Here is a 14,704-nt window from a genome sequence, read left to right as displayed (position 1 = left end):
AATTCAGAAGTAGGAAGCCTGAATTACCAATGATTTCAGTTTGGCACATTACTTGCATAATATAAAACCGAAAAGAGGGAGGCGGAGGAATTTAAAAAAATAGAGCTTGAATCTGCGTAAACTTAGGTGACTAGAGGAGGGTTTATATGAATGATTTGACAGACTACAAAGTGATCATTGTAGGCGCCGGAAGTGCTGGTATTACAGTGGCAGCACATCTATTAAAGGAATCACGGGGGCTTTATGGAAAAATTGCCATTATTGACCCTGCTGAAAAACATTATTTCCAGCCGCTATGGACACTGGTTGGTGGCGGGGTTGTTGATAAAAGGGTAACAGAAAGAGAACAGTCCACTTTAATTCCAGATGGCATTGTTTGGATTAAAGAAGCGGTTGAAGATTTTTTTCCATATGAACAATCAATCGTAACATCATCTGGCAACAAATTGAGTTATGACTATTTAGTGGTTGCAGCAGGTATTCAAATTGACTGGAACAAGGTGAAAGGTTTAAAAGAGAGCATTGGCAAGAATGGCGTTTGCAGTAACTACTCTTTCGATTATGTCGATAGTACTTGGGAAAATATCCGCAATTTCAGCGGCGGTAATGCCATCTTTACAAATCCGAATACACCGGTTAAATGTGGTGGTGCACCGCAAAAAATTATGTATCTGGCGGATGATTACTTTCGCAAATCAGGGGTCCGCTCGAATTCCGCCATCCACTTTTTCTCTGGAGCGGGCAGTATTTTTGGAGTAAAAAAATATGCCGATACATTGAACCAAGTAATTAAAAGAAAAGGAATTGAAACGCATTATCAGCACAATTTAGTGGAAATAGATGCACAGCAAAAAAAGGCCGTTTTTAAAAACCTTTCGACGGATGAATTGGTAACGATTTCCTATGATATGATTCATGTCGTCCCTCCGATGAGTGCGCCCGATTTTATTAAGAAAAGCCCGTTAGCTGCAGAAACTGGCTGGGTGGATGTGGATCCCTATACATTGCGCCATAAAAAATATGGAAATGTCTTTGGAATAGGCGACTGTACCAATTTGCCAACTTCAAAAACGGGTGCCGCTATTCGCAAACAAGCTCCGGTCCTTGTTCAGAACTTGTTATGTCTAATGAACCAAAAGACTGTTATGCAAAAGTACAACGGCTATACTTCGTGCCCACTCGTAACGGGATATGGAAGCTTAGTTTTAGCAGAGTTTGATTATGAATCTCAACCGGATGAGAGCTTTCCTTTTGATCAAGCCAAGGAAAGATACAGTATGTATCTATTAAAGAAGCAGGTACTCCCGATTGTCTATTGGAACGGAATGCTAAAGGGACTGCTTTAAAAAAACGTGTTAGTGAGAGGAAGATTATGCAGAAAACTACTATTGATCACTTATCTGATCTCCAACCATTACTTTCATTATTAAGCCAAAAGGAAATACAAAATAGTTTAATCCAAACACTGGAAAAATTACCCGAACTGGTTGACCAGTATTCTGCCTTAGAACGAAACATCGCTTTTATAAAATCTACTCTAAACGATAAAAAATCGATGGAATATTTATTGGGTGGATTAGAAGATGAATTCAGGAAATACATTCCCACTAGAGATTCATTGGAGGCATTGATGGCACTGGTCCATAACCTTCCGAAATATACTAAATACTTGTCAATGGTAGAACCAATCATGGATTTCCTATTATCGATCTCCCGTGATCAGGAGTCCGTTGATTATTTATATAAGGGGGCACAAGAACTCGCAGGTCCGATTCAGCAAAAAGTTGAAAATGGCTTGGATTTGATTCAGCGGGCAAAAATGGAAGCGGACAATGACCATTCACCTGTGACGATCTTTACAGTATTCAAATTAATCAAAGAACCTGCCGTTCAGCGGAGTATTCATTTTGTTAAAGCACTTTTAACCATTGCTTCTGAACCTAAATCAAAATAATCGACTTCAAAAGGAGTGTTCACTCTCATGTTAATTAAATATTTTTATGATGAGAAATTGGCGCATGCCTCTTATCTAGTCGGGTGTCAAGCTAAGGGAGTGGCCATTGTGATTGACCCTTCCCGTGACATCCATTCCTACTTGAATACAGCGAAGGCCAATGGATTATCGATTACAGGTGTTACAGAGACACATATACACGCTGATTATATTTCTGGTTCAAAGGAGCTTGCTTCCAAAACAGGGGCCAAACTTTATCTGACAGATGAGGGGGATGCCGATTGGAAGTATCAGTTTGTCGATCAGTATGATTCCCAATTGCTCAAGGACGGGGATTGCTTTTCAATTGGGAATTTAACCTTTGAAGTAATGCATACTCCTGGGCATACACCGGAGCATCTTTCATTTTTATTGACAGACGGCGGCTCAGCGGCCCAAGCTCCTATTGGCTTATTTACAGGTGACTTTGTTTTTGCCGGGGACGTGGGCCGTCCTGACTTGCTGGAAAGAGCTGCCGGTGTAAATGGTTCGGCCTATTCACTGGCAAAAAAAATGTTTAAATCCTTGCAGCGATTTAAACAGCTTCCAGACTATTTACAAGTCTGGCCGGCACACGGAGCGGGGAGTGCGTGCGGGAAAGCATTGGGTGCAGTGCCTTCATCAACCGTTGGATATGAAAAGCTAGCCAACTGGGCACTCCAATATGAAGAGGAGGATCTTTTTATCGAGGCATTACTTACCGGACAGCCTGAGGCGCCAAAATATTTCGGAATCATGAAAAGGCTGAATAAACTAGGGGCTACCCTGATCGAAAACCTTGAGCCTGTCCTTCATTCACAACCTTCGTTAACCGTCGTTCAGGAATGGACCCAAAACGGTATTGTGGTAGATACCCGGCAAGCGTTGCTATTTGCAGAAAAACATAGAGCGGGAACCATCAATCTTCCCTACAATCAATCCTTTGTGACTTGGGCTGGATGGCTGCTTGATTATGATCAGCCGATCTATTTATTGGTAAGTAAGGATAAAGAAGCAGAAACGTTGAGAGCATTACGATCGATTGGTCTTGATCAGGTTAAAGCTGCAATGGACAGCACGTTCATTGAACAGCTCGAATGGAACGAAAGGGATGTCGCGGATTATCAAGCAGTTGAACCGAAAGAGATTATGGATAAGCTTGATGAGTACTATGTCCTTGACGTTCGTCAGAACAGTGAATGGATGGAAAGGCATATTCCGCAGGCTCACCATATCATGCTTGGACATCTAAAAGACAGAATGAACGAGATTCCTAGAGAAAAACCCCTTCTTGTCCATTGTAAATCGGGCGCAAGATCGGCGATTGCCGTTAGTCTATTGAAAGCAAATGGATTTGACCGGGTCCTTAATTTAACAGGCGGGTTTGATCAATGGATAAAAGAAAATAATGAAGCATTAAATTCTACTGAACTTACTGTTAAAGGAAAAAGTAACTAGTTTAAGTGATTAAAAAAACATAGCCATTGTTTTTTCCCTAACTAAATGGATATGTTTTTTCGCAAAAAGGTAAAAATGTCTCTTTAAATTTTTGAAAAGTGAAAAAATAATTCACCCATAGGAATTTGGAAAAGGCTCTATTAGTGGATTTTCGTGATTATCATCGCAAATTTGATAAATTTTTCATTTAAAAGGGAAGAGAAAGGTTGATTTTACAAGGAATATAAGTTGGCACAACACTTGTAATATTAACTAGCGACATGGAATAGGAGGAGGTGGAACAAATCTGACTGAATAGATTGGTGTTTTTATTTTACGAAAGAAACAGCTTTATACACAACGTGGAATGTAAAAAGGAGTTATGGAATGACAATTCTACAATGGATTCTCACAGTTACCTCAGGCGGAATTATTGGCTTTACGTTAGGACTTATTGGCGGTGGCGGTTCCATTTTAGCGGTTCCTCTTTTGCTTTATATGGTCGGGGTGAAAGATCCGCATATTGTGATCGGAAGTACAGCCCTTGCTGTTTCCATTAATGCCTTCTTGAATCTTATCCCTCATTCACGCGCAGGCCATGTTCATTGGAGACCAGCAATCGTATTTGCTATACCAGGTGTAGTTGGAGCCTTCTGTGGTTCTTATCTTGGCAAGCTTTTACAGAGCAAGCAATTGTTGTTTCTTTTTGCCTTACTGATGATTTTTATGGCCATTAAAATGATCCTACCAAAAAAGACTGTAAAACAGCTAGCAAATACAGAAACAGAAGGTATAAGTTAAATGGATAAATTGAATGGAAAAAAATTAACCCTATTTGGTGTGATGACAGGATTGGCATCTGGATTTTTTGGCATTGGCGGCGGTTTTTTGGTTGTCCCCTCCTTACTGGCAGCCACAAATATGGCAATCGTTGAAGCAATCGGTACATCTTTGTTTTCTGTAGGAACTTTTGGGCTCACAACGGCGCTAAATTACAGCCTTTCTGGATTGGTTAATTGGTTCGTCGTACTGGCACTTGTATGCGGCGGATTTATAGGGGGAATCTTTGGTACAATCGTTGCAAAGCGTTTAAGCCAACAACGACAAGCCCTTAACTATATCTTCTCTGCTGTGGTCATAACCGTAGCCATTTATATGATGATTAAAAATGGAGACGCTTTGAAATTATGAATCTATATTTTGTAGAGACAACAAGAAGGAATCGATTTATTTTTCGCTATATTGAAAGTATGCTAATTTCCACTATTGCACAGTAGAAATGTGATATTAAGATTAAATTAGAAAAGGTAGAGTGATTACTATGATGAAAGTTATCTCAACAAATAAAGCACCGCAAGCGATTGGGCCATACTCGCAAGCCATTCGTGTGGATGGATTCCTATTTCTATCGGGGCAGATCCCGCTTGATCCCGAAACGGGAAATGTAGTTGAAAATGATATTAGACTTCAAACTCAACAAGTTTTAAAGAATATTCAAGGCATTTTAGAAGAGGAAGATTATTTACTTACGAATATCGTAAAAACGACTATTTTTATAAAAGATATGAATGATTTCCCTGTTATTAACGAAGAGTACAGTCAATTTTTGCAGGGGCATAACCCTGCACGGTCTACTGTAGAGGTAAGTCGTCTTCCTAAGGATGTAATGATCGAAATAGAGGCTATTGTTAAGAAATAAATTTTGCTGTGATCAACGATTTTTTAGAACATAGGTGATCTTAGGTCAATTTTGAGTCTCGAGTTCTGCCTAAATCACCTATGAAACTTTACGATCGTACATAAGTCCCTTCTTCAAGCCCCTTTGGCAGAACTAAATGAAAGCGTTATCGTATCGTTCTCTTTGCATCTTATGCTCCAGTGTCACCTTGTATGTGATGATGATCCTTAGATTATACGCAATTCTCTTTCATACGGATGAGCGTTACAAACGATTCTTTGTCTGGCTTTTAAATTTTTGCAATACTTTATCATTTCTGAAAGTAATTTTATAAAATCGGAGGTACTTATATGGGTAAACTGGCACTTAAATTAAATATGATCCCAAACAAGGAAAAATCAAATGGACAGCAGTTACACCGCAGTCTACAGTCCAGACATTTAACGATGATGGCGATTGGGGGTGCAATCGGAACAGGGTTGTTTGTATCAAGTGGGTCAGCGATCAGTAAAGCAGGACCCGGGGGAGCGCTAGCAGCCTATATTCTAGTGGGAATCATGGTTTATTTTGTGATGAATAGTTTAGGGGAACTAGCATCCTTTTTACCTGTTCCGGGGTCATTTGAAACCTATGCAACAAGGTATGTGGATCCTGCCTTCGGGTTTGCTTTAGGATGGAATTATTGGTACACCAATGCCATTACGATTCCGGCCGATCTCTCAGCAGCTGTTCTGATTATGAAATATTGGTTTCCAGACTCCTCTGCCTTATTATGGAGTACGATTTTCTTAGTTTTATTACTAGCTCTTAATCTATTATCCGTTAAGGGATACGGGGAAAGTGAATATTGGTTTGCAGGTATTAAGGTCGTTTCGATTATTTTGTTTTTAATCATCGGAACAGCCATGATTTTCGGGATTATGGGAGGGCATACCGAGGGTTTAAGTAACTTTACAAAAGGAGATGCTCCCTTTCACGGCGGATTTTTAGCCTTCTTTAGTGTGATTATTGTTGCCGGTTTCGCCTTTCAGGGGACTGAAGTGATTGCAACAGCTGCCGGTGAAACGAATAATCCATCTAAAAATGTCCCGAAAGCCATTCGAACCATTTTCTGGCGGATTCTAATTTTCTACGTCTTAACCATATTCATTATTGGTTTGATCATTCCTTATACGGATCCCAATCTGCTTAAAACGGGTATTAGTAATGTTTCAATTAGTCCATTTACCCTTGTGTTTAAACGTGCCGGATTAGCGTTTGCCGCATCGGCCATGAATGCAGTCCTGCTTACTTCTATTTTATCTGCAGCCAATACCGCCATGTATGCATCTTCACGTATGCTTTGGTCATTGGCGAAGGAAGGAAAAGCTCCTCGTATGTTTGCGAAGGTTAATTCCCGTGGTATTCCAATGGCTGCATTAATGGTATCGGTCATCTTCGGGTTTATTTCCTTTCTTTCCTCTATGTTTGGAAGCGGTTTCGTTTTTATGTGGCTAGTGGCTACTTCGGCTATGACTGGATTTATTAAGTGGTTCGGGATCGCTGTGAGTCATTACCGCTTTCGCAGGGCTTATATTGCTCAAGGAAAAGATCCTAGTGAGCTGCCGTATAAAGCAAAGTTATTTCCTCTAGGTCCAATGATCCCCTTCTTGTTTATTATTGTTTTAGTCCTTGGTCAAAATTTATTTACGGAAGGCAAGATTGATTGGGGATCGACCATCGCGAATTATATCGGCATTGTTTTCTTTGTAGGTCTTTGGATTGGTTATAAAATGATTAAAAAAACTAAGGTTGTACCTCTTACGGAATGTGACTTTGAGAATCGCGAGTAAGTTGATCCTAGCTGGATTTCAATCATGAGATTATCCTTCCTTTCTAAGGAAGGATTTAGATTGTCGAGAAAGGGTATTTTTCTCGGCAATTTTTTATTTTATTAGAATCTAAACAAGAATTCTTATTGATTGTCCCTGCTAACTGGCCTGTTAAAAAGGCTAACGAGAGTTTTTCGACAGCCTGTCCTTCCTTTTAAAGGAAGGATTTTTTTTCGGATATGAGATGGATTTTTATCAGATTTGCTAAAAGACGGCCAAGAGCAAATTTGAATGAATAAATCAAAGATAGTTGTATCAATGCTTGAGGATCCTTTTTATAGTTGGCACGGTTTTTGCATTATAGTTTGGCGTAAAGAGTTAATTAGTTAGGGGGATACGAAATGAATTACAACTTCGATCAGGAAATTAATCGGATGAAAACTGCTTGCGAAAAGTGGGATGACCTTGAGACACGCTTTGGTGTGAATGATGTCCTGCCCATGTGGGTAGCTGATATGGACTTTAAGGCACCGCCTGCTGTGATTGAAGCCTTAAAGGAAAGAGTAGAACACGGGATTTATGGCTACACCTACCGCCCGGACTCGTATTTTGAAGCCATTGTGGATTGGGTGTTAAGAAGGCATCAATGGTCCATTAAAAAGGAATGGATCACCCATAGCCCAGGCGTTATTCCGGCTTTGGCCTTTCTCCTGCGTTCCTTAACCCAGCCAGGTGATAAGATCATCGTTCAATCACCCGTATACCACCACTTCTTCCGAGTGATTGAATCACAAGGGCGGACGGTAGTGAACAACCCTCTATCCTTTAAGGATGGACGATACACGATGGATTTTGCCGATTTAGAAGCTCAAATTGATTCGTCCGTTAAGATGTTAATCCTTTGCAGCCCGCATAATCCGGTGGGGAGGGTATGGACACAAGAAGAGCTCATACGTCTTGGGGAAATCTGTCTAAAAAATAATATTTTGATTGTTTCGGACGAAATTCATTTTGATCTCGTCTACAACGAGTATAAACATATTCCAATCGCCTCGATTTCAGACGAGTTAGCTAAACAGACGATCACATGCTTTTCTCCAAGTAAGACTTTCAATATTTGGGGAGTCCAAACATCTGTTGTGATTATTCCAAATCGTGATCAGAGAGAACGCTATAATCGTGAAATCAACAGTATGGCGATCGGCTGGGCAACCCCTTTTGGTATAGCCGCTTTGGAAAGTGCCTATCGATCTGGGGGAGAATGGCTGGATCAGCTGATTGATTATTTAGAAGAAAATGTAGATTTTGTTCGGTCGTATTTGAAAAAGAATATCCCTCAAATCAAGCTTGTCGAACCGGAGGGGACTTACCTGCTATGGCTGGATTGCAGGGAACTTGGATTCAGTATGGAAGAATTGGATCAGTTTATGCTGCAAAAAGCAAGATTGGCCATGAATGAGGGTCACATTTTTGGTCAAGGGGGAGAAGGCTTTATGAGAATGAATATCGCATGTCCCCGCACCACGTTGGAAAAGGCTCTATGCCAGTTAGAACAAGCCGTCAATCAACTTTAACATACAGGAAAATAAAACATCAGAATATTGAGGAGGAATTAGGATGGATTACGCGAATGGATATGATTTCAAAGAATTTGTTCAGGATATGACTCATATGGTTGAACGGAGTCAGAATGATAAAGATTGTGTTTTGGAAGCGGAAAGGCTAGTTGGTAAATTAATTCAATCTCATTCCTGGCTGCCTGCCGAGAAGAGAAAGCCAAGTGCTGGGGGATACTCGCGGCATCCGTTGTATTGTGATCCTAAGGATCGTTTCGAAGTGATCGCGCTCGTCTGGAAGCCCGGCCAGAAGACCACTCTTCATGATCACGATGAAACATGGGGAGCAGAAGGAGTTATAGCGGGACAGGTCAAAGTCACGAATTATATACGATTAGAGGAGTTATCAGGGGGGGAAATCGTTAAGTTGCAGCAGATAGATACCATCGTTGTAAACGAGCAGAATACAGGAACGCTATTGCCTCCGGCCGACTGTCATATTCTAGAGGGGGTGGGGGATCATCCCGCCATCACGATCCATGTTTATGGAAAGCAATTGAGGAAATTTCGGGAATTCACTCCGTTAGAAGAAGAAGGGCTCTATCTTGCACAAGAAAAGAATGTGGAATACACCGCTGTATAGAATCGATTAAATAGTTAAAGTATGGTCCGATCGGTCTATACCTTAAAGGATCAGGATTAAACTCGAAATTTATTATAGGTCAAGATAAAAAACGATGATTCCTTTCGGTTTTTTATCCTTGAAAGGAGAAGCTAAAAATGCATCAAGTGACTCGAAAAATTAAGAAAGTGTTAGTAGCAAACCGAGGGGAAATTGCGATTCGTATTTTTCGTGCGTGCACAGAACTAAATATCCGTACAGTAGCCATTTATTCAAATGAAGATGCAGGATCTTTTCATCGTTATAAGGCTGATGAGGCTTATTTAATCGGAAAAGGGAAAAAGCCAATTGAAGCCTATTTAGACATTGAAGGAATCATTAAACTGGCCAAAACACATGAAGTAGATGCCATTCACCCAGGGTATGGGTTTTTGTCCGAAAACATTCAATTCGCCAAACGTTGTGAAGAAGAGGGAATCATCTTTATTGGTCCACAATCAAGACATCTTGATCTATTTGGTGATAAGGTGAAGGCTCGTTATCAAGCTATTCAAGCTAATATTCCCGTGATCCCCGGGAGTGATGGCCAGATTTCAAGTCAGGAAGAAGCGGAAACGTTCGGCCGGAACTATGGTTATCCCCTTATGATTAAAGCCGCATTGGGCGGAGGCGGCCGTGGTATGCGTATCGTTCGAAGCGCGGATGAATTAAAGGAATCTTATGAACGTGCTAAGTCTGAAGCAAAGACAGCGTTTGGTAATGATCAGGTTTATATCGAAAAATGTATTGAAAACCCTAAGCATATTGAAGTACAAATTTTGGGTGATCAAGACGGCAACATCGTTCATTTATATGAGCGTGATTGTTCAATCCAGCGTCGACATCAAAAGGTAGTGGAAATCGCACCGAGTGGCACCTTATCTGAAAAATTGCGTAAACAAATTTGCGAGGCAGCTATTCGATTAATGGAGAATGTTGGCTACCAAAATGCTGGAACTGTAGAGTTCCTTGTGTCAGGAGATGCGTTTTATTTCATTGAAGTGAATCCAAGGGTTCAAGTGGAGCATACGATCACCGAAATGATTACAGGGATTGATATTGTTCAGTCGCAAATTCTGATTGCGGATGGATACTCCCTACATAGTAATGAGATGGGTATTCCTCTTCAGGATGACATACAAATCAATGGTTTTGCCATTCAATCACGGGTGACGACAGAAGATCCACTCAACCATTTTATGCCGGACACAGGGAAAATTATGGCGTTCCGTTCAGGTGGCGGGTTTGGTGTTCGTCTTGATGCTGGAAATGGGTTTCAAGGGGCGGTCATCACTCCTTATTATGATTCCTTGCTCGTAAAAGTAACGACATGGGCAGATACGTTTGAGAAGGCGGCATCTAAAATGTTGCGTAACCTTCGTGAATTTCGTATCCGCGGGATTAAAACGAACCTTCCCTATTTGGAAAATGTGGTAAAGCACGAAAAGTTTTTAAAAGGTGACTTTGACACATCCTTTATTGATACGACACCAGAATTATTCCTATTTCCAAAGAGCAAGGACCGTGGGACAAAATTACTGACGTATATCGGGAATGTCACAGTAAATGGGTTCCCTGGTATCGGGAAAAAGAAGAAGCCTGTATTTACAAAACCCTCCTTACCTAAAACCACCTACTCAGAACCCATTCCATCTGGTACGAAACAAATTTTAGATGCTGAAGGTGCTGAAGGTGTCGTCAAGTGGATTAAGGAACAAAAAGATGTATTGTTAACCGATACGACCTTTCGTGATGCGCATCAATCTCTGCTGGCAACCCGCATACGGACCAATGATTTAGAAAGGATTGCAGAGCCAACTGCACGCTTAAACCCTCACCTTTTTTCGGTAGAAATGTGGGGTGGTGCCACATTTGATGTATCGTATCGTTTTCTAAATGAAGATCCTTGGGATCGTCTATTACAATTACGCAAGAAAATGCCCAATCTATTATTCCAAATGCTTCTTCGTTCTTCCAATGCGGTTGGTTATAAAAACTATCCAGACAATGTAATTAAAAAATTCGTTCAAGAATCAGCGGATGCCGGAATTGATGTGTTCCGAATCTTTGATAGTTTAAATTGGGTGAAAGGCATGTCATTAGCGATTGATACCGTAAGAGACAACGGTAAAATTGCCGAAGGTGCCATGTGTTATACAGGAGACATTTTAGATCCGACGAGAAGAAAGTATGATTTGGATTATTATAAACAGCTTGCTAAGGAGTTAGAAGAATCGGGTGCCCATATTATAGGGATTAAAGACATGGCTGGTTTATTAAAGCCACAAGCGGTTTATGAGCTAATCTCGTCCTTGAAGGAAACCGTAGACATTCCTATTCACCTGCACAGCCATGATACAAGCGGCAACGGAATTTATATGTATGCGAAGGCCATTGAGGCAGGTGTGGATATTATCGATACAGCCGTTAGTTCGATGGCAGGTTTAACTTCACAGCCCAGCGCTAATTCGTTATTTTATGCGTTAGAAGGTCAGGAACGGAAGCCAAACATCGATATTCAGAGCCTTGAACAGCTCTCTTATTATTGGGAAGATGTTCGTAAGTATTATCAACCTTTTGAAAGTGGAATGAATTCACCTCATACAGAGGTATATGTTCACGAAATGCCAGGAGGTCAATACAGCAACTTGCAGCATCAGGCAAAATCAGTTGGATTAGGGGATCGCTGGGATGAAGTAAAAGATATGTATTCAAGGGTGAATCACTTATTTGGAGATATCGTCAAAGTAACACCATCTTCCAAAGTCGTTGGTGATATGGCCCTATTTATGGTACAAAATAATCTAACGGAGCAAGATATTTACGAGCGGGGAGAAGCAATCGATTTCCCTGATTCGGTGATTGAACTACTTGATGGATCTTTAGGTCAGCCTTATGAAGGCTTCCCAAAAAAACTTCAACGCATTGTTCTTAAAGGAAAAGAGCCGATTACCGTTCGTCCCGGAGAACTATTAGAAGAGGTTGATTTCGAACAAATAGAAAAAACGCTTTTTTCTTCGCTGAACCGTCCCGTTACCAGCCAAGAAGCCATTGCTTATGCCTTATATCCAAAAGTATTTATGGATTATCAGAAGAACGTTGAACAATTTGGGAATATTTCCGTTTTAGACACGCCTACTTTCTTATACGGAATGCGACTTGGTGAAGAAATGGAAATTGAAATTGAAAAAGGGAAAACATTGATTGTCAAACTTGTCTCCATTGGGCAGGCTGGGCCGGATGGCACACGCACGGTGTACTTTGAACTAAACGGTCAATTCCGTGAAATCATCATTAAGGATAACAGTATTAAGACAACCATTGTATCTAGATTGAAGGCTGATCCAGCCAATTCGAACCATTTAGGTGCTACTATGCCTGGTACAGTTATTAAAGTACTAGTCCAAGAAGGAGAAAAAGTATCAAAAGGTGATCATCTAATCATTACAGAAGCCATGAAAATGGAGACCACTATTCAAGCTCCATTGGAAGGAATCGTAAAAAATATCCATGTGTTAAGTGGAGAGGGCATCCAACCAGGTGACCTACTTATTGAGCTGACAAATTAATGCATAAAAAATATTATTAAACCAAAGTGAAAAAACTTGAATTTTAGGAACTCAGGAATGGATTAAAAACAAAAAATTTTAACTCTAACCAAGTGGTTGGAGTTTTTGTATTGGCCGTATTTTTCATTTAAGGATATTTTGGGGCCTAATTGTAGTAATTATAGGGAACCTGCTTGGGGAAATTTTTGGGCTTCCCATTCTGAAGAGGGGCCGAAACTAGGAATTCCACAAATGATTTAAAGTCGTGCCCAATTGGGGTAGTAGGTGCTGTTATTCCACTTTTTGTCGTTATAAAAATAATCAAAAGAAAAACTGTCCATAATATACATACATAACAAGAAAAGGAATGATGGCCATGATTTATATTTATAATGATTACGGTGGAACACATACAACCGCATTGGCAGCGGCCTATCACTTAAAACAATTACCTCAATCGGAAAGAAAATTAACAACAGAGGAAATTTTAAATGTACAATATTTTAATAAATTAACCCATGCTGATTTTGGAAAAATCATTTTTCATGGAAGTGACGAAGAGGGAAATCCTGTTTATACCATAGGAAGGAAAAGAAACAAACTGGTTGTTCCAGCTTTAAAAGAATTAACCTTATTACTACAATCAAAGTTTGAGTTTGATGAAAAAATCATTTTCTCTAATACTTCTCCAACCGTTCCATTTGTGATGTCCATGGGTGGGTTTTTTTCAAGAGGGTTAAAGATTGACTCCATTGGTGTTCCGCTTTTGGTTAAAGGGGCGAAGAAGTGCTGCGACAATGTTTTCCGGCTTGTGGAGAATACGAAGGAAATTGGTAGAACTACTTTTACTGAAAAAGTGATAATATTAGATAACGAAATGTACAAGTCGTAACAGGAAATGGTATTAAAACGAGAATGCTTGTGCTACTGCTAAGGATGAAAGAAAATAATGCATAATGAGCTTTTTTATCTGGGGATTACGACCCTGACTTTTATTAGTTTGTTGGTTATTTTATTAACGTACCTAATCATACGAAAATCATTTGATATAAAAAAAAGAAGAACCATTGAAACCTTCAAGGAAAAATATAATTCAATTATTTATAGGCTGTTGACCGATGGCGGATATTCAAGAGAATTAAATCCAAAAAATAACCATCAGCTAAAAGCGATTGAGGAAATGCTTAGCCGATATGCGAATGTTTTAGAAGGGGAGCAGGAGAAAAAAGCCCTATCTGAATTAGCCTCTCTTTATCTAGAAAGTTATTATCGAAAACGGCTCACAAGTAAAAGATGGAGCCGGCGGATGAATGCATTGTATCATATTGAGGATTTCAATATTAAGCCTCTTTTAGAGGATGTCCATAAGGTGCTAAAGAAAAGTAGGCTTTCTAATGAGGAAACCGTACATATTTTAAGAATTCTTGCTTCATTTAAATTCAATCAATTCTATGAATTGTTAACAAAAGACTTTTCTAATTTATCTGAGTTTGAATACCGAAGTATCGTCATCCGCATAGAACCAAAACAAATGGATCAATTTGTTCTAAGTTTTCATCAACTGCAAACCTCTTTGCAAATGGCGCTTCTTGACGTTATCTCTATAAAAAAGGAATTAAGCTATCAATATTTTATCGAGAAGGTTTTTTTAAACTATTCCGGGGAAATCAAACTCCGAGCATTAAAGGCATTAGCAGGTATCGGGGTTGTTAAGGATATTGATTTATATCTGGAATTAATGTATTCCGATAAATGGCAGGAGAGAATGCTGGCAGCGAAGCTAATCGGTACATTAAAGGAAGAAAAAGGTATTCCAAGATTAATGGAACTTTTACATGATCGAACATGGTGGGTTCGTCACCAAGCGGGACAGTCCATTTCCCAGTTTTCGAACGGAAAAGAGATCTTAACAAGGATTTTTGAAACAACAAAGGATCCCTTTGCAAAGGATATGGCTTGGGAGTGGATCCATAAAGGAGTTTAAATTTTGCCAACAATTCAATGGGGAGATATTGTCACATTTTTTGGATGGTTTATTGCT

At 39.9% G+C, this 14,704-nt stretch carries 10 protein-coding genes and 1 pseudogene; all 11 read left to right on the top strand.

All coding sequences use genetic code 11. The features are described from left to right. Nucleotides 1–146: 146 nt before the first annotated feature. Complete coding sequence (locus J2Y67_RS20740) at nt 147–1,346, top strand: NAD(P)/FAD-dependent oxidoreductase (RefSeq protein WP_310177129.1); 1,200 nt, start codon at nt 147–149, stop codon at nt 1,344–1,346. A 26-nt stretch (nt 1,347–1,372) separates the two neighbouring features. Continuing rightward, entirely contained in the window at nt 1,373–1,954 is a 582-nt protein-coding gene (locus J2Y67_RS20735) for a hypothetical protein (RefSeq protein ID WP_310177128.1), read from the top strand. Between the two features lie 27 nt (nt 1,955–1,981). After that, on the top strand, nt 1,982–3,430 hold the full coding sequence (locus tag J2Y67_RS20730) for an MBL fold metallo-hydrolase (protein WP_310177126.1): 1,449 nt from the start codon (nt 1,982–1,984) through the stop codon (nt 3,428–3,430). A gap of 366 nt (nt 3,431–3,796) precedes the next feature. After that, nucleotides 3,797–4,600: pseudogene (locus J2Y67_RS20725) on the top strand (sulfite exporter TauE/SafE family protein). Between the two features lie 130 nt (nt 4,601–4,730). Further along, complete coding sequence (locus tag J2Y67_RS20720; RefSeq protein ID WP_310177125.1) at nt 4,731–5,108, top strand: RidA family protein; 378 nt, start codon at nt 4,731–4,733, stop codon at nt 5,106–5,108. A 329-nt stretch (nt 5,109–5,437) separates the two neighbouring features. After that, nucleotides 5,438–6,919, top strand: coding sequence for an amino acid permease (locus J2Y67_RS20715; protein WP_396954113.1), 1,482 nt, complete (start codon nt 5,438–5,440; stop codon nt 6,917–6,919). Between the two features lie 380 nt (nt 6,920–7,299). Continuing rightward, nucleotides 7,300–8,472 carry a MalY/PatB family protein gene (locus tag J2Y67_RS20710; RefSeq protein WP_310177123.1) on the top strand — a complete coding sequence of 391 codons (1,173 nt, stop codon included), beginning with the start codon at nt 7,300–7,302 and terminating at the stop codon, nt 8,470–8,472. Between the two features lie 43 nt (nt 8,473–8,515). Next, a complete protein-coding gene (locus J2Y67_RS20705) occupies nt 8,516–9,097 on the top strand; it encodes a cysteine dioxygenase family protein (protein WP_310177121.1) in 582 nt (193 codons plus the stop codon). A gap of 137 nt (nt 9,098–9,234) precedes the next feature. Then, entirely contained in the window at nt 9,235–12,684 is a 3,450-nt protein-coding gene (gene pyc / locus J2Y67_RS20700) for a pyruvate carboxylase (protein WP_310177118.1), read from the top strand. Between the two features lie 355 nt (nt 12,685–13,039). Further along, nucleotides 13,040–13,555: a DUF3189 family protein gene (locus J2Y67_RS20695; RefSeq protein ID WP_310177115.1), complete on the top strand. Its 516-nt coding sequence runs from the start codon at nt 13,040–13,042 to the stop codon at nt 13,553–13,555. A gap of 57 nt (nt 13,556–13,612) precedes the next feature. Next, on the top strand, nt 13,613–14,647 hold the full coding sequence (locus tag J2Y67_RS20690; RefSeq protein ID WP_310177113.1) for a HEAT repeat domain-containing protein: 1,035 nt from the start codon (nt 13,613–13,615) through the stop codon (nt 14,645–14,647). Nucleotides 14,648–14,704: the final 57 nt, after the last annotated feature.

It is taken from the genome of Neobacillus niacini (genome assembly GCF_031456445.1).
In the GTDB taxonomy this organism is placed as follows: domain Bacteria; phylum Bacillota; class Bacilli; order Bacillales; family Cytobacillaceae; genus Neobacillus; species Neobacillus niacini_I.
The sequence above is the reverse complement of the archived record's forward strand: the minus strand, read 5'-3'. Positions and strand labels throughout refer to the sequence as shown.